Source organism: Luteolibacter ambystomatis (assembly GCF_018137965.1).
Taxonomy (GTDB): Bacteria; Verrucomicrobiota; Verrucomicrobiia; order Verrucomicrobiales; family Akkermansiaceae; genus Luteolibacter; species Luteolibacter ambystomatis.
Genome location: NZ_CP073100.1, coordinates 1,365,502 through 1,392,180 on the forward strand (window position 1 = coordinate 1,365,502; position 26,679 = coordinate 1,392,180).

Annotated in this window: 31 protein-coding genes; 13 read left to right on the forward strand and 18 right to left on the reverse strand. The window is 62.1% G+C overall.

From position 1 onward, the window contains the following. The first annotated feature begins 24 nt into the window (after window positions 1-24). Window positions 25-1,203 carry a toll/interleukin-1 receptor domain-containing protein gene (locus tag KBB96_RS05210; protein WP_211633113.1) on the forward strand — a complete coding sequence of 393 codons (1,179 nt, stop codon included), beginning with the start codon at window positions 25-27 and terminating at the stop codon, window positions 1,201-1,203. Further along, window positions 1,200-3,095 (forward strand): KGGVGR-motif variant AAA ATPase, encoded by a 1,896-nt coding sequence (locus KBB96_RS05215; protein WP_211633116.1) that lies wholly within the window; start codon window positions 1,200-1,202, stop codon window positions 3,093-3,095. Before KBB96_RS05210 ends, KBB96_RS05215 begins: the two co-directional genes overlap by 4 nt. A 38-nt stretch (window positions 3,096-3,133) precedes the next feature. On the opposite strand, the gene KBB96_RS05220 is transcribed toward KBB96_RS05215, so the two are convergent. Next, a complete protein-coding gene (locus KBB96_RS05220; RefSeq protein WP_211633119.1) occupies window positions 3,134-4,144 on the reverse strand; it encodes an LLM class flavin-dependent oxidoreductase in 1,011 nt (336 codons plus the stop codon). An 8-nt stretch (window positions 4,145-4,152) separates the two neighbouring features. Then, on the reverse strand, window positions 4,153-5,229 hold the full coding sequence (locus tag KBB96_RS05225) for an alkene reductase (RefSeq protein ID WP_211633122.1): 1,077 nt from the start codon (window positions 5,227-5,229) through the stop codon (window positions 4,153-4,155). An 83-nt stretch (window positions 5,230-5,312) separates the two neighbouring features. Here KBB96_RS05225 and KBB96_RS05230 point away from each other — a divergent pair, with 83 nt between their 5' ends. Continuing rightward, window positions 5,313-5,636 carry an ArsR/SmtB family transcription factor gene (locus KBB96_RS05230; RefSeq protein ID WP_211633123.1) on the forward strand — a complete coding sequence of 108 codons (324 nt, stop codon included), beginning with the start codon at window positions 5,313-5,315 and terminating at the stop codon, window positions 5,634-5,636. 111 nt (window positions 5,637-5,747) lie between these two features. On the opposite strand, the gene KBB96_RS05235 is transcribed toward KBB96_RS05230, so the two are convergent. Continuing rightward, window positions 5,748-7,091: a replication-associated recombination protein A gene (locus KBB96_RS05235; RefSeq protein WP_226373647.1), complete on the reverse strand. Its 1,344-nt coding sequence runs from the start codon at window positions 7,089-7,091 to the stop codon at window positions 5,748-5,750. Between the two features lie 3 nt (window positions 7,092-7,094). Continuing rightward, on the reverse strand, window positions 7,095-7,799 hold the full coding sequence (locus KBB96_RS05240; protein ID WP_211633125.1) for a hypothetical protein: 705 nt from the start codon (window positions 7,797-7,799) through the stop codon (window positions 7,095-7,097). Between the two features lie 67 nt (window positions 7,800-7,866). Between KBB96_RS05240 and can the strand changes: the two genes are divergently transcribed. After that, window positions 7,867-8,472 carry a carbonate dehydratase gene (gene can / locus KBB96_RS05245; RefSeq protein ID WP_211633127.1) on the forward strand — a complete coding sequence of 202 codons (606 nt, stop codon included), beginning with the start codon at window positions 7,867-7,869 and terminating at the stop codon, window positions 8,470-8,472. Window positions 8,473-8,479: 7 nt separating this feature from the next. On the opposite strand, the gene KBB96_RS05250 is transcribed toward can, so the two are convergent. The 8 genes from KBB96_RS05250 to KBB96_RS05285 all read right to left on the reverse strand — a co-directional run bounded on the left by KBB96_RS05250 (window position 8,480) and on the right by KBB96_RS05285 (window position 16,371). After that, window positions 8,480-9,193, reverse strand: a complete 714-nt coding sequence (locus KBB96_RS05250) for an N-acetylmuramoyl-L-alanine amidase (protein WP_211633128.1) — start codon at window positions 9,191-9,193, stop codon at window positions 8,480-8,482. Further along, window positions 9,190-10,584 (reverse strand): hypothetical protein, encoded by a 1,395-nt coding sequence (locus tag KBB96_RS05255; RefSeq protein WP_211633130.1) that lies wholly within the window; start codon window positions 10,582-10,584, stop codon window positions 9,190-9,192. The genes KBB96_RS05250 and KBB96_RS05255 overlap by 4 nt, the downstream gene beginning before the upstream one ends. A 120-nt stretch (window positions 10,585-10,704) precedes the next feature. Further along, entirely contained in the window at window positions 10,705-11,460 is a 756-nt protein-coding gene (gene nagB, locus KBB96_RS05260) for a glucosamine-6-phosphate deaminase (protein ID WP_211633133.1), read from the reverse strand. 40 nt (window positions 11,461-11,500) lie between these two features. Next, window positions 11,501-11,725: a hypothetical protein gene (locus KBB96_RS05265; protein ID WP_211633135.1), complete on the reverse strand. Its 225-nt coding sequence runs from the start codon at window positions 11,723-11,725 to the stop codon at window positions 11,501-11,503. Window positions 11,726-11,742: 17 nt separating this feature from the next. After that, window positions 11,743-12,009, reverse strand: a complete 267-nt coding sequence (locus KBB96_RS05270; protein ID WP_211633137.1) for a hypothetical protein — start codon at window positions 12,007-12,009, stop codon at window positions 11,743-11,745. Between the two features lie 127 nt (window positions 12,010-12,136). Next, complete coding sequence (locus tag KBB96_RS05275) at window positions 12,137-12,526, reverse strand: hypothetical protein (protein WP_211633139.1); 390 nt, start codon at window positions 12,524-12,526, stop codon at window positions 12,137-12,139. A 213-nt stretch (window positions 12,527-12,739) separates the two neighbouring features. Further along, a complete protein-coding gene (gene ppk1, locus KBB96_RS05280; RefSeq protein WP_211633141.1) occupies window positions 12,740-14,848 on the reverse strand; it encodes a polyphosphate kinase 1 in 2,109 nt (702 codons plus the stop codon). 11 nt (window positions 14,849-14,859) lie between these two features. Next, window positions 14,860-16,371: a Ppx/GppA phosphatase family protein gene (locus tag KBB96_RS05285; protein WP_211633143.1), complete on the reverse strand. Its 1,512-nt coding sequence runs from the start codon at window positions 16,369-16,371 to the stop codon at window positions 14,860-14,862. A gap of 153 nt (window positions 16,372-16,524) precedes the next feature. Here KBB96_RS05285 and KBB96_RS05290 point away from each other — a divergent pair, with 153 nt between their 5' ends. Next, window positions 16,525-17,349 carry a polyphosphate kinase 2 family protein gene (locus KBB96_RS05290; RefSeq protein WP_211633145.1) on the forward strand — a complete coding sequence of 275 codons (825 nt, stop codon included), beginning with the start codon at window positions 16,525-16,527 and terminating at the stop codon, window positions 17,347-17,349. A gap of 19 nt (window positions 17,350-17,368) precedes the next feature. On the opposite strand, the gene KBB96_RS05295 is transcribed toward KBB96_RS05290, so the two are convergent. From KBB96_RS05295 to KBB96_RS05310, 4 genes are all read right to left on the reverse strand, one after another. After that, a complete protein-coding gene (locus tag KBB96_RS05295; RefSeq protein ID WP_211633147.1) occupies window positions 17,369-17,764 on the reverse strand; it encodes a (R)-mandelonitrile lyase in 396 nt (131 codons plus the stop codon). Between the two features lie 9 nt (window positions 17,765-17,773). Continuing rightward, entirely contained in the window at window positions 17,774-18,058 is a 285-nt protein-coding gene (locus KBB96_RS05300) for an SDR family oxidoreductase (protein ID WP_211633150.1), read from the reverse strand. A 69-nt stretch (window positions 18,059-18,127) separates the two neighbouring features. Further along, a complete protein-coding gene (locus KBB96_RS05305; RefSeq protein WP_211633153.1) occupies window positions 18,128-19,138 on the reverse strand; it encodes an AraC family transcriptional regulator in 1,011 nt (336 codons plus the stop codon). Then, complete coding sequence (locus tag KBB96_RS05310; RefSeq protein ID WP_211633156.1) at window positions 19,135-20,190, reverse strand: NAD(P)-dependent alcohol dehydrogenase; 1,056 nt, start codon at window positions 20,188-20,190, stop codon at window positions 19,135-19,137. The genes KBB96_RS05305 and KBB96_RS05310 overlap by 4 nt, the downstream gene beginning before the upstream one ends. 133 nt (window positions 20,191-20,323) lie before the next feature. On the opposite strand from KBB96_RS05310, the gene KBB96_RS05315 reads away from it, so the two are divergent. The 5 genes from KBB96_RS05315 (at window position 20,324) to KBB96_RS05335 (ending at window position 24,834) form a co-directional block, all read left to right on the forward strand. Further along, window positions 20,324-21,064, forward strand: a complete 741-nt coding sequence (locus KBB96_RS05315; protein WP_211633158.1) for an AraC family transcriptional regulator — start codon at window positions 20,324-20,326, stop codon at window positions 21,062-21,064. Then, on the forward strand, window positions 21,057-21,638 hold the full coding sequence (nadD, locus tag KBB96_RS05320; RefSeq protein ID WP_211633159.1) for a nicotinate (nicotinamide) nucleotide adenylyltransferase: 582 nt from the start codon (window positions 21,057-21,059) through the stop codon (window positions 21,636-21,638). The genes KBB96_RS05315 and nadD overlap by 8 nt, the downstream gene beginning before the upstream one ends. A gap of 55 nt (window positions 21,639-21,693) precedes the next feature. Next, window positions 21,694-22,503: a tetratricopeptide repeat protein gene (locus KBB96_RS05325; protein WP_211633161.1), complete on the forward strand. Its 810-nt coding sequence runs from the start codon at window positions 21,694-21,696 to the stop codon at window positions 22,501-22,503. 395 nt (window positions 22,504-22,898) lie between these two features. Beyond that, window positions 22,899-24,068, forward strand: a complete 1,170-nt coding sequence (locus KBB96_RS05330) for an NF038122 family metalloprotease (protein WP_211633163.1) — start codon at window positions 22,899-22,901, stop codon at window positions 24,066-24,068. 61 nt (window positions 24,069-24,129) lie between these two features. Next, entirely contained in the window at window positions 24,130-24,834 is a 705-nt protein-coding gene (locus tag KBB96_RS05335) for a hypothetical protein (protein ID WP_211633165.1), read from the forward strand. Window positions 24,835-24,841: 7 nt separating this feature from the next. On the opposite strand, the gene KBB96_RS05340 is transcribed toward KBB96_RS05335, so the two are convergent. After that, window positions 24,842-25,102, reverse strand: coding sequence for a hypothetical protein (locus KBB96_RS05340; RefSeq protein ID WP_211633168.1), 261 nt, complete (start codon window positions 25,100-25,102; stop codon window positions 24,842-24,844). 10 nt (window positions 25,103-25,112) lie between these two features. After that, on the reverse strand, window positions 25,113-25,598 hold the full coding sequence (locus KBB96_RS05345) for a GNAT family N-acetyltransferase (protein WP_226373697.1): 486 nt from the start codon (window positions 25,596-25,598) through the stop codon (window positions 25,113-25,115). Window positions 25,599-25,780: 182 nt separating this feature from the next. Here KBB96_RS05345 and rpmH point away from each other — a divergent pair, with 182 nt between their 5' ends. The 3 genes from rpmH to yidD are packed head-to-tail and all read left to right on the forward strand — an operon-like array spanning window position 25,781 to window position 26,654. Further along, window positions 25,781-25,966, forward strand: coding sequence for a 50S ribosomal protein L34 (rpmH, locus tag KBB96_RS05350; RefSeq protein WP_211633174.1), 186 nt, complete (start codon window positions 25,781-25,783; stop codon window positions 25,964-25,966). Between the two features lie 47 nt (window positions 25,967-26,013). Further along, window positions 26,014-26,379 carry a ribonuclease P protein component gene (gene rnpA / locus KBB96_RS05355; protein WP_211633175.1) on the forward strand — a complete coding sequence of 122 codons (366 nt, stop codon included), beginning with the start codon at window positions 26,014-26,016 and terminating at the stop codon, window positions 26,377-26,379. Continuing rightward, window positions 26,376-26,654: a membrane protein insertion efficiency factor YidD gene (gene yidD / locus KBB96_RS05360; protein WP_226373648.1), complete on the forward strand. Its 279-nt coding sequence runs from the start codon at window positions 26,376-26,378 to the stop codon at window positions 26,652-26,654. The genes rnpA and yidD overlap by 4 nt, the downstream gene beginning before the upstream one ends. Window positions 26,655-26,679 lie beyond the last annotated feature (25 nt).

Consider the following 26,679-nt stretch of genomic DNA (forward strand, 5'->3'; position numbering starts at 1 on the left):
GAGCCGCTTTCAATCATTCCCACCATGGCATCCCCATACGCAATTTTCACCAGCTACTCCACGGTCGATGGCCAGGCTTTGAAGGGAGCCCCATTCCAGAAATTCTGCCGGACTTTGAAGGATCTGGTGACCGTGAAGACGGACGCGGCAAGGACCAATTGGTCCTTCGTGGATCAATACGGCATCAAGAATGGTGATGACTGGAAGGACGTGCTTGTGGAAGCCGTTCGTACTTCCGAGGTGCTCGTCTGTCTGATCTCGCCCCGCTATCTGGGAAGTGTCTGGTGCGGAAGAGAACTCGAGGTTTTCGTCAGGCGCATGGGAAAACGGGCAGAAGAATTGCCGCCGCCCGCCGCCAATAATTTCATATTTCCCATCTGGTGGGAGAAGCCTCGCGACCGCGAGACGCTTCCGAAGAAACTCGGGCGCTTCAATCCATACGATCAAGGCTATCCGCGCAGCTATTCCGAAAAGGGTCTCCGTCAACTGATCGCGCTGAACCAGAGAAAGGACGTGCAGACCATTCTGGAAACACTGTCCGAACTCATTGCCGACAGCCTGAACAAGAACAGCCCGCTCTGCCATTGCGATGAGATCGCGGACTTCCTGAATTTTCCCAGTGCTTTCGCGGACCAGATAACATCCCCCCTGCCTTTTCAGATCGCTTTTCTGGAAACCGCGGGGGGCGGCATCGCGGGACTGGATGGCACCCTGGAAACCATTGCGGCAAGGCTCAAGACGGTCAGCAGATCCATCCAGCCTGCAGCGGACATAGCCGCAAGCCTGGCCCTCGCCGGACAGCAGAAGCAACTCATCGTGTTGGTGGCCGATGCCGCTGCGGACGCCACCGATCCGCTGTTGTCGGAAATCAACTCCCATCCGGTTGGCCACCTGGCGGTGGCGGTGGTTTACTCCGGTGCCGAGACCGCCGGATGCTCCACGGCGGAAGCCTGGGTCCGGCGTTTCGGGGAAGGCAGCTTCAAGGAGGCGGCCCGTACGGGGCATGTCATTTTCGCCGGTCCACGCGATTTCGAGAGCGCGCTCGAGGGATTGGTCACGCGCGTGCGCCAGCAGATGATCCAAAGCGACCAAGCCATCACGAGGGCCGCTGATCCTCTGCTCTCCGCCGAGGCTTCGGCCGCTGGCATCCCAACTGAAATCAAACCGATCCTCGATGGCCCCAAAGCCGACAACCAGCCATGAACACCGATTCCGTCATCCAGCGGACCGGAGTGTCCGCTTCCCCGTCAACATGCCAGATTCTCACCTTCTATTCCTATAAAGGCGGTACCGGGCGCTCCATGGCGGTGGCAAATGTCTCATGGATTCTGGCCAGCCAGGGAAAGCGTGTATTGGTCATCGATTGGGATCTGGAAGCTCCAGGACTGCATCGCTATTTTGCTCCGTTTCTGGATGATCCGGAACTTGCCGAGACATCCGGGCTGATTGACTTCTTCGCTGCGTTTGTGGAGGGCAGCCGCCACCAGGCCTTCAAGACAGCTTCTGCACCGCCTGTTGTTTCCGAAGAGGAGAAGGGCGGGGAAGCCGGGCCGGAGGCTGATGGAGGCCCCCGGTGGTTCGACGAGTACGCGGATCTCCTCGATTATGCGGTTTCGCTCGACTACGAGTTTCCGGGTGAAGGAACATTGGACTTTGTGCCAGCTGGCCGGCAGGGGCCGTCCTACGGAGCCTTGGTGGCGACTTTCCAATGGAATGACTTCTACGAGAAATTGGGCGGAGGCGTTTTCCTGGAATCGGTGAAACGCAGGTTGCGCGAGTCATATGACTACATCATCATAGACAGTCGCACGGGCCTGAGTGACACGTCGGGCATTTGTACGGTCCAGATGCCGGATGACCTGGTGGTCTTCTTCACCCTGAATCTGCAGAGCATGCGTGGTGCCGCGGCCACCGCCGAGTCCGCCTTGAGGTCCCGGCAGCGGCCGTCGGGTGAGCCGGGGTTGCGGGTGTGGCCGGTGCCGAGCCGGATCGACCTGACCGAGAAGGACCGTCTCGAAACGGTCCGGCAAATGGCCAGGGAATCCTTCTCACGCTGCCTTTGGCATCTCACCCGGGAGGAACGGAACGAATACTGGGTCCGCAGTGAAATCCTCTACATTCCCTACTACGCCTATTTGGAAACCCTGGCCGTGGCTGCGGATCGTTCGGGGCAGACCGCCTCGTTGCTCGGCTGCATGGAGCAACTCACGGCATGGATCAGTCGTGGAGTGGTGAAGTGCCTGGCCCCGCTTGATTCCCTGCAGCGCATGCGGTTGTTGGAAAGGTTCACCGGCACGCTGGACGGATGGTCTTTGAAACCCAAGACGACGGGGGCGTGCATCTTTCTGAGTTACGCCAAGGGTGATTTCCAAGATCCGGCGCTCGCTCCGGTATTCAAGCGGCTCCGGACATCCCTTCCCGAGTGCCGGTTGTTTTGGGACGAGGATACTCTGCTTGGCTCGGACATCACGTCCCTCCTCGCATCGGAACTGGCGCAGGCTGACATCCTCGTGGTGTTTTTTGGACAAGGGGCCATTTCTTCGAGGGGGGTGGCGCACGAGGTGAAATCCGCCATTGCCGATGGAAAAATCATCGTGCCGGTATTGCTGGCCGATCAGATCGCCTGGTGGGATCTTCCCACGGAACTTTCTTCCTTCCGCGGAGTGGACCTCAAGGCGGCGGATCTCGACGAAGGAATTGCCAAATTGGCCACGGGACTCAAGCAGGTGGCGATGCGGGTGCGACCGAAGGTAGTCGATCCCGAAGATCCCCAGAAGGGACGCTGGGGGACGCAATCCCGCCGCGATGGGTACGAGATCCAGGCTCATGTGAAGGAGATCACTCCCGAATGGTTTGGTGTGGAGTTGTTCGTAAGATCCTCCGGTGATCGCCCGCTGAATGGAACCGTGGAGTTCCACCTCCACGATTCCTTCAATCCGAACATCGAACGGGTTCCGGTCCGGTTCGGAGAAGCCAGGTTGTCGCTTCGGGCTTATGGGGCGTTTACCGTGGGCGCCATGGTCAATGACGAGACCATCCTGGAACTGGATCTTTCCGAACTGCCGCAGGCTCCGGAAGTCTTCCGCAATCGTTGAATGCCCGGTGGCGGCGAGGTCTCCCGGGTGGAGGAAATTCAGTGAACCACTTCCTCCGATGCGATGGTTTTCACGATTTCATAGGACCTCAGACGATCGGCGTGATGGTAAAACTGCGAGTTCAGGATGAACTCGTCCGCACCGGTGGCGGCGAGGACTTCTTCCAGTTTCCGCTTCACGGTTTGCGGCCCTCCGATGATGGCCGCTCCGAAGAACGAGGCAACAGCGGCTTTCTCGGACTCGTCCCACAAACCATCCATCGTGTCCACCGGCGGTGGCACGCGGATCGGCTCATGGCGGATCAGACCGAGCACGCTTTGTTGTGCGGAGGTGGCGAGACGGTGGGCCTCTTCATCGGTGTCCGCGGCGATGACCGGTAGGCCGACCATGACATGGGGCTTCGGCCAGTCTGCCGAGGGATGGTAGTAGGTGCGATAGAGATGCAGAGCCTCCTGCATCTGGCGCGGTGCGAAATGGGCGGCGAAGGCGAAGGGCAAGCCCATCGCGGCGGCGAGCTGCGCGCTGAAGGTGCTGGAGCCGAGCAACCACACCGGCACATGCGTGCCTGCGCCGGGGATGGCTTTCACCTTTTGTCCGGGCTGCGCATCACCAAGCAGCGCGCGCAGTTGCTGGACATGCTCGGGAAAAGAGTCCGCCGTGGTGGGATCCCGTCCAAGCGCATGCGCGGTTGCGCGATCCGAACCGGGTGCGCGGCCAAGGCCAAGATCAATACGATCGGGATAAAGGGTGGCGAGGGTGCCGAATTGCTCCGCGATCACCAGCGGTGGGTGGTTCGGCAGCATGATGCCGCCGGAACCGACGCGGATGGTGTGCGTGCCCTGCGCTACGTGACCGATAAGCACGGAGGTGGCGGCGCTGGCCACGCCCGGGATGCCATGATGCTCCGCCAGCCAGAACCGCTTGTAGCCCCATTGCTCGGCATGCTGCGCGAGGTCGAGCGAGTTCCGGAAACTGTCCGCGATCGTTCCGCCCTCGCAGATGGGCGAGAGGTCGAGCACGGAGAGGGGCGTTTCAGCGAGCGTGGCCATGACAGGGATCAGGACAGGGCGGGGTAGTCGATGTAACCTTCCGGACCCGGTGCGTAGAAGGTCTCCGGGTGCTGGGCATTCAGAGGCGCATGGAGCTCGAAGCGGCGCGGCAGATCGGGATTGGCGATGAACTCTCGTCCGAAGGAAACGGCATCCGCGAGGCCGCTGGAGATCGCGTCTTCGGCGGTTTCGCGGGTGAGTTGCTGGTTGGCGATGTAGGCGCCGTCGAAGGCCTCGCGGATGGCGGGACCGACGGGGCGTTCGACATTCAGACCTTCACGGATGAAGAGGAATGCGAGGCCACGGGCTGCGGCTTCACGGGCGACATAGCTGAAGGTGGCGACGGGATCTTCATCGTGCATGTCATGGGAATCACCCTGCGGTGCAAGGTGCAGGCCCACGCGGTCGGCACCCCAAACGGCAACCGCCGCATCGACAGCCTCCAGCATGAAGCGGGCGCGGTTTTCCACCGAACCGCCGTATTCGTCCGTGCGGTGGTTGGTGCCGCTCTGGAGGAACTGGTCGGGCAGGTAACCGTTGGCCCCGTGGATCTCGACACCATCGAAGCCTGCGGCCTTCGCGTTCTCCGCGGCGCAGTGGTAGTCCGCTATGGTGGCTTGAATTTCCTCCAACGTCAGCGCGCGCGGCGTGACGAAGGGCTTCATCGGACGGATCAGGCTGACATGGCCGGAAGGAGCGATGGCGCTGGGGGCGACCGGCAGTTCGCCATCAAGATAAACCGGATCGGAAATGCGGCCGACGTGCCAGAGCTGGAGGACGATCTTGCCGCCCGCTTCATGGACGGCATCGGTGACGAGCTTCCAGCCTTCGACCTGCTCCTGGGACCAGATGCCCGGCGTGTCAGGATAGCCGACACCGAGCGGATTGATGGAGGTGGCTTCCGAAATGATGAGTCCGGCGCTGGCGCGCTGGCGATAATACTCGGCCATCATCGCGTTCGGCACCCGGCCCTCGCTGGCGCGGCAGCGGGTGAGGGGCGCCATGATCAGGCGGTTCGCGAGATCCCAGGCTCCGATGCGGACGGGACGGAGAAGTTCGGCGGCGGATTCGATGGGAGCGGTCATGATTGTTCGGTTTCCGTCGAACTATTCGCGCCAGTTTTTTCCCGCGTCAAACGATAATTCGATCATTGTCGAACTTTGTTTCGGTGCTACGTTCCCGCGTCCGCATGAAGGAATACAGCCATCCGCCACTCGAGGAAGTGACGCTGCCGGCGGTGATGCAAGCGCTCTCCGACCCTTGCCGCATCGCCATCGTGCGGACGTTGCTGGAAGGGGGAGAGCTCGCGTGCAATGGCGTGCCGCTCGACATTTCCAAAGCGACGCGCTCGCACCACTTCGCGATCCTGCGGGACGCGGGGCTGGTGGCGACCCGGGTGGAGGGCACCCGCTGCATGAGCTCCGTGCGGAAGGAAGAGTTCGAGGAGAGGTTTCCCGGATTGCTGGAGTTGGTGTTGCAGCACGAGAAGTAGCGCAAGTTTTCAACTTGCGGAGGAGGGGGACGCTTGAAGTTCCTGGAGGGATTGGGTGATTCCCCATCGTGGCGCGTTCCAAGCCTCACAAGTTGGGAGCTTGTGCTACTACTACTGTTTATCTCGTAGTTGCCGCCAGTGGTCGAGGCGTTCCTTGATGCGCTTTTCCAGACCTTCTTCCCCCGGTGTGTAGTAGGTGCGGCCTTCCGGCAAATATGCCTGGGGAATGTAGGCTCCCTGGTAGTCGTGGGAGTAGAGATACTTTAGTGCTTCCTCGCTCTCGCCTGAAGCGGCGGCGAGTTTCTTGCGCGTCTTCGTGCGCAGGTGCGGCGGTACGGCGAGAGTGCGGCCTTGTTCAATATCCGCCATGGCCTTGCCGAGGGCTTCGTAGGAGCGGTTCGATTTCGGCGCGGTGGCGAGATAGACGGTGGCGTGGGCGAGGGGGATACGGCCCTCCGGCATTCCGACGAATTCAAAAGCCTGCAGGGCATCCACGGCCACGCGCAGCGCGCCGGAGTCGGCGAGGCCGATGTCCTCACTGGCGGAGATTACCAGACGGCGGGCGATGAAACGCGGGTCTTCCCCGGCGTGCAGCATCTTGGCCAGCCAGTAGAGCGCGGCGTCGGGATCGGAGCCGCGGATGGATTTGATAAAGGCGGAGATGGTGTCGTAGTGGGCGTCCCCATCCGCATCATAGACGATGGCCTTCTTCTGGATCGACTCTTCCGCCACCGCGAGATTGAGACGAATCACGCCATCCTCATCCGGCGGAGTGGTGAGCGCGGCGAGTTCGAGGGCAGTGAGTGCCTTGCGGACATCGCCATCGGATTTCTCGGAGAGATGGCGCAGGGCCTCGGGATCGGCGAGGATGTTCTGCCCGCCGAAGCCGTATTCTTCATCGCTCATCGCGCGTTCCAGCACCGTGACGACTTCCTCGGTGGAAACGACTTCGAGTTGGAAGACCTGCGAGCGGGAGACCAGCGGCGAGTTGACGTAGAAGTACGGATTGTGCGTGGTCGCGCCGATGAACCGCACCGTGCCGCGCTCGATGTGCGGAAGCAGCACATCCTGCTGGGCTTTGTTGAAACGGTGGATTTCGTCGATGAAGAGGATCGTGGTTTCACCGCGGAGGTCCCGCCAGGTGCGGGCCTGCTCGATCTTCGCACGGATCTCGGCGACGTTTGATTCGACGCCATTGAGTGCCTCGAAGCGCGAGCCGGTGCTGCGTGCAATGACGTGGGCGAGCGTGGTCTTCCCGGTACCGGGCGGTCCGTAGAAAATCAGCGAGGTGAAGCGGTCCGACTCGATGGCACGTCGCAGCAGCTTGCCCGGCGCGAGAATGTGCTGTTGCCCGGCGATTTCCGCGAGCGTGCGCGGACGCATGCGCGAAGCGAGTGGTTCGCCGGGATTCGGTTTGTCGGCGGCGGCAGCGGGAGTGGTGAAGAGGTCGGACACGGATCAGGGAAGGACGGCGAACACGCCCGTGGCGGCTTTGACGGAGATCTTCTGGTTGCGGGCGTAGGCGGCTCCAGCGGCGGCCCGCAGATCGGCGGCGGGTTTGCCCTTCGCCCACAGCGGCAGGGTGTCCCGCAGCAGAAACCCTCCAGGATACATCAACTGGGTGGTGAGCAACACCGGTTTTGCGCCGAGCCCGGTGAGCCGTTTCTTGAAGTAAGGTTCGCTCTGGCAGCACAGGACCATCGCGTCCACCGGCTTGGCCGCCTTTTGGGTGGGTGGATCGATGGGGCGATCCATGAGGACATTGTGGCCGACGAAGGCGCAGAGATCGAAATTCCCGGCCACCAGCGCGCTTTCGAACGCCATCAAGCAGAAGCCGATGTCCGACCCGCGCCAGCCTTCCACAGTGACTTCAAGCGTGCCCGCGGTGTCCGTGAATACCCGGCGATCCAGGATGCGGGAATCGGCCGGGGTTTCCTTTCTCACCTGCTTCCACGCGGCGCTGGCCTTGAGGCAGGCCGGGACACTCTCGCTGCATCCCCAGTAGAGGTTGTCGTCGGGTTTGTTGCCGTCGCCGATTTTCGCGGACACCGGGATGATGCCCTGGGTGGCATTGTCGCATAGCGCCACGAACACGGCGACCCGCTTCGGTGCGCCGAAAACGGTCGCGGCAGAGAGCGCGAGGACGAGCAATGTGCGGAACATGCCCCAACTTGCACCTTGCAAGCGCGCCGTGGAATCCCGAAATGGGGGCGCGCCACCTCTTCCCAGCATGCCTGATCTCAAGTCCCTCCTCGAAAACAACCGCGCCTGGGCCGAGGCCCAGGTGGCCGCCGATCCGGAATTCTTCAAGCGCCTCGCTGCCCAGCAGAGCCCGGAATACCTGTGGATCGGCTGCTCCGACAGCCGCGTGCCCGCCAACCAGATCACCGGTCTCGCGCCCGGCGAGGTGTTCGTGCATCGCAATGTCGCCAACGTGGTGGCGGAGACCGATTTCAACGTCCTCGCGGTGATGCAGTATGCCGTGGATGTCCTGAAGGTGAAGCACATCATCGTTTGCGGCCACTATGGCTGCGGCGGCGTGCGTGCCGCGCTGGAAAATTTCCGCCATGGCATGATCGACAACTGGCTCGCGGGCATCCGCTTGATCGCCCGCCTGAATCGTGAGGAGCTGGATGCCATGCCGCATGAGGAAGCCGTGGACCGCCTTTGCGAACTGAACGTTCTCATCCAGGCCAAGCACGTCGCGCGAACGACGATTTTGGAAGACGCGTGGGATCGCGGTCAGGAGATCAAGATCCACAGTTGGATCTATCGCCTTGATACGGGTCTGATCAGCCGCCTCGCCGATCCGATCAGCGCGAAGATCGACGTTTGAACCCGCTTCACTCGAAGCGCGTGGCCAGATAGTCCGCGATCGCCTTGGCGATCGCGGGGAAGGCTTCCCTGCGCTTCGCCAGCAGATTGGTGTCCACATCCTTGCGGTCGATGAACTCGATCTCCAGGAAGCACTTCGGGACGTTGTTGAGTTCCGGGTGCCTGGCGAGCTGGTAAAAGAAATTCGATCCCGCACCACCGTGGAGGTGGCTGTCCGGGATCACCGCCAGCGGAGTGGAGCGGGGGACGAATTTCACCACCGCGCCGTGGGCTGCTTGGATCAGTTCCTTGGCGAATGCCTCGTCAGCCGCGTAATTCGGATTTGTGGCCTTGGCGGCGACCACGGCGGTGGTACCCAGCGCGGCGTGATTGTCCGAGGCGTTGAAGTGGATGCTGAAGATCGCCACGGGTTTGGCAGCCGCACAGAACGCGGCGCGCCTGGCGAAGTCCGGATTCTCGTCTTTGGTGCGTGTAAGCACCGGCTTCAAAGCCGTATGCGGACGTGCTGAAAGTTGCTTCGCCACTTCCAGCGAAAGCTCCAGAGTGAGATCTTTTTCTAACAGTTTTGAAGGTGAAGTCGCGTTGTTCGAAGACGACAAGGTCCGCTCCTTCTGGGAACCGGCATCGGTGCTCCCACCATGGCCCGGATCAATGACGATGACCTTTTCGGCCGCACTGACGGTAAGTGTGGCAAGGATGGCCAGCAAGGCGGCCAGTCTCATTTCTTGCCTTCGCTGAAGAAGTTCTTCATGGCCCGTTGTTCGGAGGGATCGAGCGATTCCTTCCATACGCGATCACCACCGGCACCGGTGGAATCGGTCGCGCCACCGCCGGTCACCTTGCTGCCGGATTTGTCCACGTCGTGCTCGCCATCCTGAAGCTGGAGGAGATCGCCGGGAGTGGCGCGGGAAAGGTCCTTGTTCTCAAGGCCGGTGAGATCGCCGGTCTGGCGCTTTTCATGCTCCTTGCCGAAGAGGTTGTTCGAATGGCCGGGACCGCGGGAAACCCCGCCTTTGCCGACTCCTTCACCCTCTCCGTTTTCGCCTTCACCTTCGCCACCGCCGTTTCCCTGGCCCTGTCCGTTTCCTTGTCCGTCACCTTCTCCGGACAAAAGCTGGTCGGCCCAATCGTCGCCTTGGCCTTGGCCACCCTGGCCCTGCATGTCCTTCATGCCATTGGCCGCCTTTTGGAGATTTTCCTTCAACTGCTGCATCTGCTCCTTGGTCAATCCGCCGAGGTTCTTCGGATCGAAGTTCTGGAGTTGCTTGAGCAATTCCGGGTTCGGCTTCATCGCACCGTTTTTCAAACCTTGCAGCGCCTGATCGAATTCATTGGCGAGGCGGGCCTGCTCCGCCTGGCCTCCAGCGGCCGCGGTTTTTTGGAGGTCATTCATCGCCTTTTCGGCACGACCCAGCTCGCGCTCGACACGGGAGATCTCCGACTGATGGGCCTTCTTCAGCGAGTCGGTGGCTTCAAGCGAGGAGTGGCTGAACCAGTCCTCCTCCTTCTGGGCGCGCAGTTCATCGAGACGTTTGCGCATGTCCTCCAGATAGGTCTCATCGACCATCTTTTCATCGGCGAGTTTGTTGAGATCGGACTCGATCTTGCTCCATGCCTGCGGAGCCTCGGTCGGATGCTTGGCGGCTTCCGGTTTGGAAACCGGGATGAGCAGGCCGGCGGCGAGCAACAGCAGGGTTCCGAGGATGGGAACCAGCAGGCGCGGCCAATTCCACTCGATGCCCGCATCCACGGCTGCCGGTGGGTTCGGCCAAGGGGCAACACCGGCACGGGCGGCGGAGAGGGCATTGCGCAGACGCATGGCGGCCTCCAGGCGCACGAGGGATTGATCGGACGTTTCAAAGCTGGTGCGGCTCATCAGCCACGCGACCAGACCGATGATGGCCAAGCCGCCCACGATGCCACCCGCCAGCCAGCCGAGCGGCGTTTCCGGATGCTCCCGCCGCACCAGCAGCAGGCCGCAGGCCCCGGCGATGGCGGCGATCACCAGCGGCGCGGCGAGTCGGTCCAGCCACCAGCCGAAGTTGACCCGGCGCGAGGTTTTGTCGGCCAGATTCAGCCAATGAGTCTGGTTCGCATCGGAGGAGGTCGCCATGACAGGGATCAGTCTAAATGCCCCTGCGTGCGAGGCGACTCCGAAAACGTGAATTTCCGATGAAGAAAAAAGCCCGCCGGTTGCCAGGCAACCGACGGGCTGGAAGAGGAAACCGGTGTGTCAGGCGAGCAGGGAAGCCGCGCCGCGGTCGAGGAAATAGGTCGTATTGCCGTGCTCCTGGAGGAAGGAGGCGCTGATTTGATCGGTGATCGGGCCTTCGATGGCGGCCTTCACGATCGAGGCCTTCTTGTCGCCCCAGGCCAGCAGGGCGATGCGCTTGGCACTCAGGATGGTGGCGCAGCCCATGGTGATGGCGTAGGTGGGGACGTTGTCGAGGCCACCGAAGGCCGGAGCGGCGTCCGCGCGGGTCACCGGATCGAGGTGGACGCGGCGGGTGATGGAGTTCTTCTCCGAGCCGGGCTCGTTGAAACCGATATGACCGGTTCGACCGATGCCGAGAAGCTGGAAATCGAGGCCGCCGGCTTCGCGGATGGCATCCTCATAGGCAGCGCAGTGGGCCGCCACTTCGGAGTCGGCGACGGTGCCGGAGGGCAGGTTGACGTTGTCCGGAGCGATGTCGAGGTGGTCGAACAGGTTCCGGTGCATGAAGGTCCAGTAGCTTTCCGGGTGATCGCGCTCGAGGCCGAGATATTCGTCGAGGTTGAACGTGATGACGTTGCCGAAAGAGAGGCCTTCCTCCTGATGCAGGCGGATCAGCTCGCGGTAGAAGGGAAGCGGCGTGTTGCCGGTGGCGAGACCCAGCACGGCATTGCGGCCTTCGGCGGCACGGGAACGGATCAATTCCGCCACTTCGGCGGCCAGCTCGCGGGCGGCATCGTCAGAAGAATCAAATACCCTAAAAGAAACAGAATTCACAGAAGTCACGACGCCAAAATGCCAACTTATTCGCGCATTGTCAACGCGTTGGGCGGCTGTCGCCGGGAGTCCTCCGGAAAAGCAGAAACACCCCGACTAGGAAGGAAATCGCGAAAAAGCCGCTGATTCCCCATGAGGCGACGGGGCTCCCGCCGGGGATGATCGAGGTGCCGTACTGAATGAGGCGCACGGTAGAATAAAGACCGAAGGCGGAAGTGAGAGCCCCGAGTCCACCGATCAGACGCAGGACGGAGGTGCGGTTCATGACGGCGGGCTGATGGCTCAATAGCTCGGGATGCTCGGCAGGGTGTTGCTGTAGCCCGATTTGTAGTTCTGCATCTGGTTCTTGTAGGCCTGCTCCTGGACCGCGCGCTGGTTGGCCTCGCGGGCGGCGTTCTGCTGGGCATACCACGCCGAGTCATCACTGCGCCGCACCGGCTGGTAGGTGCCATCGCGGGGACCGTTGAAGAAATAGTCCACGTCCTCTTGAGCGCAACTGGAGAGGAATACAGCGCAGGCGAAAGCAGCGGAAAGTTTGATCAAAGCCATGAGGGTCGGGAGGAAATTGACTGACGACGACTACTAGGATGTCAGCCATCCTGTTTCAAGCTGGTGTGTGCGGTTGGGAAGACGCTTGGAAAAAGCGTTTCGCATTTGCATTTCAGCGAAGCGAACTTCACACCAAATCGGCAGATTTGTCGTGCCAACCTACTGGAAACCCAGGCTCAGCATCTTCGAGATAAGCTCGAAACAGCGCCACAACCTGATCACACGTGAATAACTCGGCATCAGACCGCGCCATACGAGCCGAAAACTGATACCACTTGGGTTTCGGGCTTGGGGAGGGTTGTTTGTCGATCAAATAGGCGGCAAAATGCCGAACTGGATTGGAAACGCGTTTTTCAACAAAGAAGCCGCCCTTGTCTGCTGCGGCCTGGATGTAGTCATCATCACCGGAGGCCATGATGACGAACGACGAATCTCCGCCAAGATGCACCTTGATCATCTCCAGATCATAAGTTTCTTGCACCTCGATGACGGCGCCACTCTCAAATTCCAGTTTCATCCGCGGCTTTCACGATTCCCGGCGTTTCGTTCCCTGCCGTTTTTCCCCGTTGCCGGACAAACGCCATGGCACCGGTTTGGCCAGCTCCTCATGACGACGATGGGTGTGCCGCTAGGTTCGGACAAGCCTGTAAAGCCTGAAGGGTTCAGGCTGTTCTGCTATACGGCGCATTGGCCATGAGTGTTGTGAGATGAGAATGTCCCTGCTCCTTGATTATTCCGCTGGCACGTGCGGCTCGAAGGTCATCGAGCGTTCGTGCTCGCGGGCTTTCGCGGCCTTGCGGGCTTGATTGAAGAAATGGGCCTGGGCGCGGAAGGCGCGTTGTCCCTGGGCTTTGGCGATGCGTTGGGAGGTGCCATCCGGCATCAGCTTCGAGGCCTGGACGTTGTCCTGGAAGAAGGTTTCCAGGATGCGGACCAGACGGCGTTGCAGCGCGGGCTCCTCGATGGGAATCATCAATTCCACGCGGCGTTCGAGATTGCGGCCCATCCAGTCGGCGGAGGCGATGAAGACTTCCGGCGTGCCGCCCTGGTGGAAGTAGAACAGGCGGGCGTGCTCGAGGAAGCGGTCGATCACGGAGACGACTTCGATGTTCTTCGACCAGCGGGCGTCGCCGGGCTTCAGGCAGCAGATGCCGCGGATGTTCAACTTCACTTCCACGCCGGCCTGGGAGGCACGGTAGAGGGCGAGGATGATGTCCGGGTCCTGGAGCGAGTTGACCTTGGCAAGGATGCGCGCGGGCAGACCCTGCTTGGCGCGCTCGGTCTCACCGGCGATGAGTTCCAGCAGCTTCGGCTTCATCGCGGTGGGCGCGGGCACGAGGCGCTGGAAGCGCAGGAGCTTCGAACGGCCGGTGACCGCGTTGAAGAACAGCGAGGCATCGTGACCGAACTCCGGCTTGCAGGTCAGGTAGGAGATGTCGGTGTAGAGCTTGGCCGTGGACTCGTTGTAGTTGCCGGTGCCGAGATGGGCGTAGCGGCGGAGATGACCACCCTCGCGGCGCACGATCAGGCAGATCTTCGCGTGGGTCTTGAGACCCTTCACGCCATAGACGATCTGAGCGCCGGCGCGCTGGAGTTCATCGGCGCGGTGGAGGTTGCGGGCTTCATCGAAGCGGGCCTTGAGTTCCACCAGCGCGGTGACGTGCTTGCCGTTTTCCGCGGCGAGGATCAGCGCGTCGATGATGCGGGACTGGCGGGCGGTGCGGTAGAGCACCTGCTTGATCGCGATTACATCCGGATCGACGGCGGCTTCCTCGATGAGGCGCAGCACGGGCTCGAACGATTCGTACGGGTGATGTAGTAGCACGTCGCCCGCGGCGATGGTTTCGAACATCGAGTCTCCCGGCACGATGGCCGCGGAGGTTTGCGGCGGCCACTCCTCGTCCCGCAGTTGGTCGAAGCCCGGCAGGAACGCGAGATCCATCAGCGAGGACAGGCCGATCGGGCCATTCGCGCGCACAAGTTCGGGAGTTCCGGAGCGGGTGATCTCCCTCACCACACGACCGAGATCGCGCGGGGCGTTCTTCGGCATTTCCAGACGCACCGTATCGGAAAAACGGCGGGCGGTGAGGACTTCCTCCATCTCGCCGGCGAGGTCGATGGCATCCTCTTCCTGCACGGCGATGTCGCCATTGCGAGTCACGCGGAAACAGGTGGTGGCGGAGACTTTCTCGCCGGGGAAAAGGTCGTCCGCGTGCCATGCCACCACGTCCTCGATCCAGACGAAGGCGTGGGTGTCCTCGGATGACTTCACCGGCACGCGGCGGGTGATGGTTTCCGGAATCGGGATGACGGCATAACGCGTCGCGCCCGTATCGGGCTCGACCAGACGGCAGGCGACGATCAGTTGCAGCGCGGGCACCAGCAGTGGTTCCGCAGCACCGTCCGCATTCAACGCGACCGCCAGCGGCGTGAGCAGGGGAAACACGCTGTCCTCGAAGACGGCGGCCACCTGGTCCATCTGGGTGCCGGTGAGGTGGTCCATCTTCAGCGGACGGATGCCGCTCTTCGCCATCTCAGGCAGCAGGCTCTCGTTCAGCAGTTCATATTGGTCATCGACCATGCGGCCGACGCGGCGGTGGATCGCCTGGAGTTGTTGCTGCGGCGTCATGCCGCTGGGATCGGGAGCCTTGCGGCCGCTGCGCTGCATGAGGATCAGCCCGCCCACGCGGACCTGGAAGAACTCGTCCATGTTCGAGGCGGTGATCGCCAGGAACTTCACGCGCTCCAGCAGAGGGAGGTCGGAGCGCAGCGCCTCATTGAGCACGCGCTGGTTGAACTCGAGCCAGGACAGTTCGCGGTTGAGATAGGGTGCAGGCATGGAGAGAGGTGTTAGAGGTCGTCGTCGATCACGATTTCGAGGCCGAAGACCTGTTGGAAAAGATCGCCTTTGGATTGCATGGCCAGCCGCTCCACGGCGGCGTCCTCCAGGCTGGGGAGGCGCAGGTGCAACTTGTCGCCCTCGCGGCGGAACAGGATCTCGCTCACGCGCTGGTCGTGGGTGCGCTCCAGCGCGTCCGCCGCGCGCAGCAGGGCGGCGAGTTTGGCCACGCGGATGCGGTCGTCCGTCGAGAGCGCGTGATAGTGTGGATGGGTCGGGCTGGGGCCGGAGTGGCGGTGGTAGCGCGATACCAGTGCGACGATGGTGACGTCCAGACGGTCGAGTCCGAAGATCTCGGAATTGAGGATGATGTATTCCGAGTGCTTGTGATGCGCGCGCGGGCTCACGTAGGTGCCCACTTCATGAAGGATGGCCGCCACTTGCAGTAGCAGGGCATCGTGGCTGGTGAGCTGGTGAAGGTCCGCCATTTCCGCGAAGAAGCGGCTGCAGAGACGCCCGACGTGCTCTCCATGGCGCGGATCGGATTGGTAGCGCTCGGCGAGGATGCGGGCGGAGCGGAGCACTTCATCGGCGAAGGAGCCGGTGAGGTCGCGGGAAATGAGGATGTCGTGGAGCAGTCCCTGCTCGTATTCGCTGGCAGGGATGTGCAGCTCGGAGAGGCCGAGCTGCTCGGCGATGGCGAGGTTGATTTCCAGCGAGGGCACCAGCGCGTCGGCGGTCTGGTAGTCGACCTGGAAGCGTTTCACCAATTCCACATCGCTGAGGATGGCGGCACCGGCCACAAACTGGCGCAACGTTTTCACCGGGCACGCCTGGCCGGGCTTGCCGAGGTGGCGGGTGATGGACTGGATTTCGTAGCCGATGACCACCAGCGCCTGGATCTGGACGTCCGAGTAATCGAAGCGGATCTGGGTGAGATTGCCGGAGGCGTGCTCGCGGATCACGCGCAGCAGGGCGGGGCCTTCCGCGTGGGAACCCTCCACTGCCTCACGGGTGCGGTGGGTGCCGAGGCGGTAGCTGGTGTAGCGGACGATGGCTCCCCCTTGGAAAAGCAGGGCGCGGGTATTGCCCGGACCGACGTGGACCACCAGCGTGGTCTGATCCTTCATCGCCGGGATGTCCTTCAGGCGGCGGCGGGTCTTCAGATAGATCAGGCGGGTCATTTCCCCGTCGTCGATCGTGGAGACATCCAGTCCGCAGGCGATGCGGATGCGGTTGAGCACCGCTTCCTGGTTGGTGGCCTCGCTGAGGATGTTGGTGGCCAGGGTGCGGGTGATGCCGTGGGGATCGAGGCCGAGCTCGGCCAACGATTTCTGATAGCCCTTGATGATTGAGACGATCCGCTCGATGGTGCTCTGACTCAACGAGCCGCGACGGAAGATGTCGCGCGCGATGGGGGCCGGCTGTTCGAGAAAATCCACCGGCAGGATCGTCTGGCCGTCCTGTTCGCAGACCATCACGGAAACCGAACTCGCCCCGATGTGCAGGGCCGTGGAAATCACGGCGGGTTCATGGGCGGGGCGTTGCGGCTTCCGTGCTTTCGGCATCGATCCAGCAGAGCGCCGAGGCGGGGTTCTTTCAACCCGGAATATGTGACAAGGCCGTGTTTACAGTCCGGACTTGTCAGAAAGCGGACCTAACCGGATAAAGGCTCCATGCCATCCAAAGGGATTGATCGCTATCTGGTGAAGCCGGGCTCGAAATTCGAGATGGCTTCCGTGGATACGTCCGAAAAGACATTGTGGGAAGATCTCACCAAGGACGACCACGAGGCCACCTACGACATGCTGCGCGATGAATTGCAGCACCTCCAGAAGGTCCTCTACGCCCAGCAGAAGCACCGCGTGCTGGTGGTGATCCAGGCGATGGACACGGGCGGCAAGGATGGCTGCATCAAGCACGTCTTTTCACGGATCGACCCGCAGGGCATCAATGTCCACTCGTTCAAGAAGCCGAGCGAGGAGGAACTGGCGCATGATTTCCTGTGGCGCGTGCATCCGCATGTGCCCCGCAACGGCCAGCTCGTCATTTTCAACCGCAGCCACTACGAGGACATCCTCGCCGTGCGGGTGAAAAAGCTGTTTCCGGATGAAGTCTGGAAGCGCCGCTACCGCCACGTCGTCGAGTTCGAGCGGATGCTGGCGGAGGAAGGGACCACGATCATCAAGATCTTCCTCCACATCAGCAAGGACGAGCAGAAGAAGCGCCTCGAAGCCCGCCTCGAAAATCCTGCGAAGCATTGGAAATTCAATCCCGATGACCTCCAGGATCGCGCCCGCTGGGGTGACTTCATGCACGCGTATGAGGACCTGATCGGCAAAACCTCCACCGAGTGCGCGCCGTGGTATGTGATTCCGGCCGACCGCAAGTGGTATCGCAACCTCTGTGTGGCGAACCTGATGGTGGAAAAACTGCGCTCGCTGAAGATGGAGTTCCCGCATCCCACCTGGGATCCGGCGACCGTGCGGGTGGAGGATTGAGAGGCTTCCCTGAGGAAAATCACCCGCGGTATTCCTCGTCGCTGACGTGCTCCAGCCAGTCAACCGCCTTGCCGTCCAATAATTCCTGGATGGCGATGTGGGTCATCGCGGTGGTGGGGGAGGCTCCATGCCAGTGTCTTTCACCGGGTGGAAACCAAACCACATCGCCGGGCCGGATTTCTTCGATGGAGCCTCCTTCGCGTTGTACCCGGCCACAGCCGGAAACGACGATCAGGGTTTGGCCCAATGGATGGGTGTGCCAGGCGGTGCGCGCGCCGGGTTCGAAGGTGACACAGGCTCCGGCCGTGCGCGCGGTGTCCTGCGGTTGGAACAGCGGATCGATCCGGACCGTGCCGGTGAACCAATCGGCCGGGCCTTGGACGGATGGCTGTGAGCCGTTTCGTTGGATGTTCATGAGGGTTGTTCAGTCCTGGGAGGTGGAAACCATCACATCCATGCGGCCGAAGGTCCGCATGGCCGCGTTTACGAGATCCTGGACCTGATCGCGGCGGGTCACGTCCATGGCCATGGTGATGACCTGTCCTCCGCTGCTTTCCAGTTCTCCGGCCAGTGATTCCAGCCGGGTGATGGATTCCGCTCCAAGCACGAGGTGCGCCCCCTGCGCGGCCAGGAGGCGGGCGGTGGCTTCGCCGAGGCTGCTGCCGGCTCCGGGGATCACGACGACTTTTCCTTTGATGGGATTGCTCATGAAAGTGGGCGATGTGGGGTTTGGAGGGAATGTCCGGAGAATTCCCGCTTGTGTGGCCGTTGTCGCGATTCAGCGGAAAACCATGCCGGTCCGGTGGCGCGCGCGCCATTCGCCCGGCGTGGTGCCTTCCCATTCCTGGAAGGCACGGAAGAACGAGTTCGAATCCTCGTAGCCGAGAAGAAACGCGGTTTCGTTCAACTCAATGGTACTACGGGTCAAGTAGTGGTGCGCGAGCTCGCGGCGGGTGTCCTCCACGAGCCGTTGGAAGGTGGCCTCGGCATCGGTGAGACGCCGCTGCAGGGTGCGCGGGCTCATGCCGAGTTCCTGCGCCACGTCTTGCAAGGTGGGGCGCTTGCCGGCGAGCGAGCGCTTGAGCGTCCGTTTCACCTGCTCGCTCACGTCGCTTCCGGCATCGCGCTGTTGCAACTCGTTTTCCAACTGCGCGCCGATGGCTTCCAACAGGTCCGCATTGTGGGTGAGGAACGGCCGTGACAGATCGCTGGTGCGGAACACGATGGCATTGCGGGGCGCCTTGAAACGCACCCGGCATCCGAAGTGACTTTCCAACAGTTCGCGCTGGTGGAGCGGGCGGGTGAGTTCGAGACGCACCGGTGCGATCTGCCCATCCGTGCCACGATGGCCGATGGACAGGATCCACGCCAGGACCAGATCCACCAGCACGTCCGGCTCCGATTCCTCGGCCTGGAGGTAGGTGAAGTCCACGGAAGCCTCCGGGCCATCGATCACGACCCGGATTTCCTCCGGGCAGGTGAGCTGCTTGTAGCGGGCGACGCGTTGCAAGGAGTCGCCGAAATTGCGGCTGCACACCGCCGCGATCGCCGTGGGCTGGTAGCGTTCGAAACGAGGCTCCGAGCCGAGCTTGAGACCGATCGCGGGATCGGTGCTCAGTTCGCCGATGGAACGCCACAGCGCGAACAACTCGGACGTCGTGGCATGGATCTTCTCCTGCTGGAAGAAGCCCGGAGGCAGTCCGGCCAAACGCAACAGAGAGGGCAGCGACAGGCCGTGCTCCACCAGACGTTCGGCCAGCAGGCCGGGGATGCGGAAGCGGTTGTTCATGACTTGAGGGACGCCATGTCGATGACGAACCGGTAGCGCACGTCCTGCTTGAGCAGGCGGTCCCAAGCTTCATTCACCTGCTGGATCCGGATCAATTCGATATCCGAGACGATCTGGTGCTCGGCGCAGAAATCGAGCATCTCCTGGGTTTCAGCGATGCCACCGATGGCGGAGCCGGAGAAGCTGCGGCGTGGCAGCAGCAGGTTGAAGGCGGCCACCGGCAGCGGTTCCTCCGGAGCGCCCACCAGCGTGAGATTTCCATCGAGCTTCAGCAAGGTGAGATACTCGTTGATATCGTGCTGGGCGGAGACCGCATCGAGGATGAAGTCGAAGCTGCCGCGGTGCTTGGCCAACGCTCCGGGTTCGCGGGTAACCACCACTTCGTGGGCACCGAGGCGCAGGCCGTCCTCCACCTTGCCGGGCGAGGTGGTGAAGAGCACCACATGGGCACCAAAGGCGCGGGCGAATTTCACCCCCATGTGGCCCAGGCCGCCGAGACCGACGATGCCGACTTTCTGACCAGGGCCGACCTTCCAATGGCGCAGCGGCGAGTAGGTGGTGATGCCCGCGCACAACAGCGGTGCGGTGGCGGCGAGATCGAGGCTGGCGGGCACCTTCAGCACAAAGCCCTCCGTCACCACGATGCTGGTGGAGTAGCCGCCGAAGGTAGGTCCCCCGAGTTGCTTGTCCTCGCCATTGTAGGTGAAGGTGGGGAAGGCGAGGCAGTATTGCTCGAAGCCCGCCTGGCAGTTCTCACAGCTTCCGCAGGAATCGATCATGCATCCCACTGCGGCGAGATCGCCGGGCTGGAACTTGGTGACCTCCGGGCCGGTGCGGGTGACGCGGCCGACGATCTCGTGGCCGGGCACGCACGGATAGATGGTGTTGTGCCATTCATCACGGGCCTGATGGAGGTCCGAGTGGCAGACACCGCAATAAAGGATCTCGATCTCGACATCGAGGGCACCGGGTTCGCGGCGGGAGATGTCGAAGGGGGCGAGGGCCGAGGCCGCGTCCTGGGCGGCATACGCGTGGACTTTCGTGGTAGCCATGGTCACCACCATAGCGCGAAGTTTGGATTCGTCATTGGTGGAACGCGCCAATCCACATGCGAAACGCGCCACGATTGGCGCGGAGTTTCTTTCCTGTCTTGCGGGGAGCGGGGATGGTCCGCATTTTCGGCGGGTGTCCGCTGACGACGATTTTCTCGACCAACTCGCCTCGCCGCGTTTCTGCGAGCGGTTGTTCGCCCACCTGCCGGACGTGGTTTTCTGTTTGAAGGACCGCCAGCGCCGCTATCGGGCGGCGAACATGGCCTTCGCCCAACGGCTGGGGATTGATCACCCGCGGAAGCTGCTGGGCCGGGTGGCGGACGAATTTTTCGCCCCCCACCTCGCCGCCGCCTACCGCGAGCAGGACATGCAGGTGCTGGAGTCCGGGCGCGAGCTCAGCGACCGGCTGGAGTTGGTGACCAATCGCGATGGATCGCTCGGCTGGTATCTGGCCACCAAGGTGCCGCTTCACGACGCGAAAGGAGAAGTCATCGGCCTGGCTTCGATTTCCCGGGATCTCGGCGCGCCCAGCGAGGCCGATACCGAGTATGCCGGGGTCGCGCGCACTGTGGCCTTCATTCAGGCCAACCTGGACGAGAGCCTGCGCCCGGACGATCTGGCGGCGAAGGCGAAGCTTTCCCCGGACCAGTTGGATCGGCGGATGCGGAAGGTTTTCCAGCTCACCACCGCCCAGTTCATCCGCAAGGCCCGGATCGGTGCGGCGGCCGAGTTGCTCACCACGACCTCCACACCGGTGGCGGAGATCGCGCTGGCCTGCGGCTATGGCGACCAGACGGCGTTCACCCGCCAGTTTCGCGCCACCGTGGGGATGCCGCCAGCCACTTACCGGGAACATGCCCGCCGCCATGTCTGAGCCACGGCGCATCGCTCTTTTCGGAGGGACTTTCGATCCGGTTCATCTCGGGCATATCCATCTGGCGGAAAGGGCCAGGGAGGCAGCCGGGCTGGATGAAGTGCGGTTTCTGCCCTGCCGGATCTCGCCTCACAAGACGGGCTCCGAGGCCGCTCCGGGTCGTGATCGGCTGGAGATGCTGCGGCTCGCAACCCGGGAACTGCCATGGGCGGCCGTGGACGAATACGAACTCAACGGGCCGGAACCTTCGTTTTCCTATCTTACGGCGGAAGCAATGGCCGCACGGGAGCCGGAGGCGTGCTGGTTCTGGTTGATGGGCGGAGATCAATGGGAGGCCCTGCCACGCTGGCGTCATCCGGAACGTCTGGCCGCGGTCGTTACCTTTCTGGTCCTGGCGCGTGGAACTGATATTCCACGGGGGCGGCCCGGTTTCCGGATGAAGGTGGTCACCGGTGATCACCCGGCGTCTTCCACTCTGATCCGGCATTCGGCGGAAGGGGGAAAGCTCCGGGAGGAATGGCTGCAGCCGGCTGTGGCTGACTATATTTCCAAGCATGACCTCTATCGTCACTGAACCTCGGCTTGCGCCGACGAAAACCACCACCTAGCATTCCGCCGGTTTTCCCCAAATGAAAAAACATTTTCTGCCACTGACCCTGTTGCTTGGCGCTGCGGTCACCGCCATCGCCGAAGAAAAGCCCGCGGCGGACAAGCCGGTGACGGAGAAGGCCACCGAGAAAAAGGACACGCCCCAGTATACTCCGAATCAGCAGGCGTTCCTCAATCTCCCGGAGGAAAAGCGCACCGAGTATGCGAAGCACCTGCAGGAAGCCTATCGTGTTTTCCAGGAAAAGCGCGTGTTCGAGACCCTCGATGAACTGGCGAAAGCCCGAGCCATCTTCAAGGATGATCCCGATGCGTTGAATCTCTTCGGGTCCTGCCAAGTCGAGTTCCGGGCGTTCGACAAAGCGATGGAAGCCTACATTGCGGCCGACAAGCTTTCTCCGGATAATCCAAATATTCGCTTCAACATCGGCGAAGTGTATTTCGTGACCAAGAAGTGGAAGGAGTGCCTCGACACCTTTGAGAAGGTTCTCAAGCTGGTCGCGGAGAAGAATATCAAATTGGACCCCGGCCTCCTCCGGCTCATGGAGTTCAAAGTCCTTCTGTGCAAGATCAAGCTGGGCAAAAAGGAGGAAGCCGAAATTCTTGCCGAGAAGTACGACTATCTGGACGATTCTCCTTACTACTATTTCGCCCACGCGGCGATGGCCTACGAGAAGAAGGATGAAATCAATGCGGAGGAATGGCTTGCGAGAGCCAACCGCATCTTCAACAACCCCGCCACCTTGTCTCCCTGGCAGGACACCATGGTGGAATTCGGGTATATCAAGAGCTTCTACGGCGAGGATTCAGCCGCGCCTGCTGCCGCCAAGTAAAAGCTTGGCAGAACCGGGTTTCCCAAAGGGGTGGTTGCCAATGGCGGCCGCCCCTTTTTTGATCCGCCGTTCCTCCATCGGCTGGAAAAAGCAAGGGCGCGAACCCGGGACCAGCCTCCGGTTTCACGCCCTTGCAGAGTACATTCCCCCCAAAGTGTGGACGGCCCGCTTTCCCGGTTGCTCCCCCCGGATCACTCGGGACGGGCCAGTCCGCTCTTGGAATGACGATCCCGGAAGGAGCCGAAGCAATCTCCGTTGACCGTGATCCCACCATGTACCGTCTGGTATCCGGACAAAAGAATGGATGGGTTGCCTTTTCGGACAAATAGGCCCTTTTCCGGCCTTCAGGCTTCAAGCTTGCGAACTGCACCCTGCCGGAGTGGAATCCACCCCTGATGAGCCCCCGCTTTCCTTTGATTTTCATCGCCCTTCTTGTTGGACGATTGGCCGATGCTCATGAGGCGGATGTCTTCAATGCGGTGAACCTGGAAACCGGCTCGGGTGGATTGTCCTCCGGTGGCACCTCCGCCCCGGCCTCGCTCGGCACTTTCAATATCGTCATCCAACCGGGCTCGACGCTGGCTTCGAACGGCAGCGCCCTTGCCGCCTTCCAACGCGCTGCGACCTCATGGGCTGCCTATATTTCGGATCCGGTTACGATCGTGATCGATGCCGATGTCCACTCCTTTGGCGCAGGACAGGAAAACATCATCGGAGGAGCTTCGTCCCAACTGCTGATCGGCGGATATTCGGGAATCCGCGATACCCTGGTGGCGGATGATACCGCCGGAGGTGGTGGTTCGATCTCCTCCGCGCTGCCGACCACTTCCTGGGGGATGAACATGCAATCGCTGGCAGGCATTTCCTTCAGTGGCAATGTCCTTCTGACCAAGGCCAATGCAAAAGCCTTGGGATTTTCCGCTTCGATGCTCGATGCCATCGTGGGCACCACCACCGACGCCACGATCAATTTCAACAGCGACTTCGCATTCGACTACGATCGGTCGGACGGCATTTCGTTTGGAACGATCGATTTCGAAAGCGTGGCACTGCATGAGATCGGACACGCGCTGGGCTTCATCTCGCAGGTGGATGTGGCGGACATGGTTTCGGGATACGCGGATGGAGTGCCTTACATCACCACGGAGCAGGGCAATGTCCCGCTGACCCAGCTCGATCTCAGCACCTTGGATCTTTTCAGGCTCGCCGCAGGGAGCGCGTTGGCCTCGGAAACGGATTTCACGGACGCGGTGCGCCAGCTCACTCCCGGTGAAGAGGCTGTGTTTTTCGATGGCGTCTCGCTGTGGTCGTTTTCCACCGGAGTCGCATTGGGTGATGGTCGTCAGGGCAGCCATTGGAAGGATGACGGTCTGACGGGTACCCTCATCGGTGCCATGGACCCTACGATCGGTTACGGACAGTCCTTCGCCCTTACGGATGCCGATCTGAGAGCACTGGATCTCATCGGCTACGATGTGGCGTCTTTGGCGAGTGTGCCGGAACCGGGTATCTGGATCATGGGGGCGCTGGGTGCGTTCGTGAGCATGCGCCGCCGCCGTGGATGAGGAATTGCCAGACGCCGGACCTGCTCGTTCCCACCGATGGGAGCGGTGGCTGGGGGTAGGCATGCTGACGCTGGCTGTGGCAGGGGCGGGTGCCTGGGCCTGGGGGGCATTCAAGGTGAAGCGGTCTCCGCAGCCCGCGCCGGTAGCTGCCAATCCGGTTGCTGTTCCGGATCTGGCTTCCGCGCGCCAGATACTTACCGGCTATTTTGAGGCGACGGAGGACGAGGGAAGAATCCGCTGTCTCCATGATTCCCGCCGTGTTGGTGCGCTGTGGCTGGACTACCATCACCGCCGGAACAAGCCGGTGCCCTTGTTAGTGCGCTTGGACCAAGGGCGTCTCGCCAGGCTGGGGGACAAGACCGTGGCCATGTTCCAAACGGAACTCGACCCCGGCGGGAGCCGCCCGATCGCCCTGATTTGGGACGACGGGCGCTTCGGCATCGATTGGGAAAGCTCGGTGGTCTATGGTTCCATGGACTGGATCGAGTGGGTGGAGACGAAACCCGCTTCGACCCAACTGCTGCGAGTCTATCTGAGCAGGAGCCGGGTGGACGGTCTGTCCGTTGCGGAACGAGAGGCCGGTTGGAGCGAAGTCGTGGCCGAACATCCCGACGGCTTGCAGCCTCTGCCGGTGCGGATTCCGCCGGGAGTCCTGTTTCCCGTCGATTTTCACGGGCGCCAGCGCGTGCCCGCCGCTGCGGAATTGCGCTTCTCCCGGAGCAACGCGGAACTGGTGAAATTCCTACACGAAGGCTGGAGTCGCTGAGGCTGGCTCATTTCGGGTCCTTCCACCAGTCCGGTGGTCGTTCCCATGGCGGCGGACTCGGGGGAGGCTCCGGGTTTTCCTTGTCGGCTTGAGTCTTCTTTTCCGCCGCTTCCAGTTCCTGCAGGAGCTCGTCCACCTGGGAATCGCGTCGTCGCGCTTGCCGCCGCATCGATAGAAAGAGTGCCAGCAGCACCCCGAAGCTGGCCGCGATCACCGCCAGCATGGCGAATGCGAAACCATCCGCGGCGGTGAGGTGGTCCCAGCCCATCGGAGGACGCTCAGTCGATGATCCGGCGCATCGGGATCATGTTCGAGTACTCGAAGCCGTGCTTCTGGAAGAAATGCTGGGACTCCGCACTGATCCGGTCGGTGAGGAGGGTGATGCGCTTGAAATCCTTCTGCCGGGCAAACTCGATCACGTATTCCACCAGCAGCGCGCCGTAGCCCAGGCCGCGGTGGTCCGGATGGACGATCACGTCCTCCATGAGAATGACGAAGCCACCGCGCGCGGTGGAGATGGTGAACAGCAGGTTCACCATGCCGATGATCCGGTGGTCCGTCCGCAGCACGAAGATGCGCCCGCGGTTCGGTTGCTCCAGGATCAGTTGCAAGCCGCGTTCCTGGGTCCCGCGGTCCGGAGAAAAGTCTCCGGAATGCGCGAAGAGCTCCATCACCAGTTCGGTGAGAGCGGGCAGGTCGTCGATCGTCGCAGGCTCGACACGCGGCTGGTTGGTATCCGGCGTCCGGGTCTCAGGTTCCTGCATCACGGGGTCCATGGCCGGACGCTGCCACACCCGGGGGCCCGGGACACGCGCAAATTTCCGGGGGGAGGACGGAAAAAATTCACATTTCCGTGATAATTGGTGGATTGACATCCGTTTCCCGGGACATAGAGTGCGCGCCCGCCCTGCCAGCAGGGAGGATTTTCCTTTCACCGCGACCTGCCATGAGCTTCCGCACCTATCAGCCCTCCAAGCGTACCCGCCGCCGCCAATTCGGATTCCGTGCCCGCATGGCCACCAAGGCCGGTCGCGACATCCTTCGCCGCCGCCGCCAGAAGGGCCGCAAGCGCCTCCTGCCGAAGGGCGTTGAGATTCCGTACAAGCGCCACACGGTGCAGCACGGTTCCTGAGTGCCCCGCGCCGCGGGCCGGGATCGGGGAAACCCCGTGAACCCGCCATGCGACTTCCGCGCAAGCACAGCATGACCCGCCGCGACGAGTTCGCGCGGGTCCGGACCACCGGTCAGGCGAAAGCCGGCCGGTTTGTCGTTTTAAGCACCTTGGAGGATTCCACGCTCGATGGAATCCGCACCGGCTTCATCACGACCCGCAAGTCCGGCAAGGCTCACGACCGTAATCTGCTGCGGCGTCGTTTCCGCGCGATGGTGCGTTTGTTCGCGCCATCCTTCGTGGAACCGAAGCGCTTTCTCGTCACCATCGCCCGGCCCGGAGCCGCCGCCGCGACCTATGCGGAACTGGAGGCGGACTGGGTGCGCCAGGCGAAACGTCTCGGGCTTTTCGGTCCCAACCCGCCCCGTCCGTGATCAATCGTGCCGCCAGCTGGGTGATGCGGAAAGGGGTGCGCTTCTATCAGAAGTTCCTCAATCCCGTGCTCAAGGCCGTGGCCGGTCCGATGTCCGGCTGCCGCTACACACCGACCTGCTCGAACTATTTCTTGCAAGCTGTCGAAGCCCACGGACCGTGGCGCGGCGCGTGGCTCGGTATTTGCCGGATTTTCCGCTGTCATCCCTGGGGGGGCTGCGGTTATGACCCCGTCCCGCCGCCAAGGAATTCCAATCCCTCCGACCCGGCTCCCTGAGGCATCACGCCCGCACTTTTCCTTC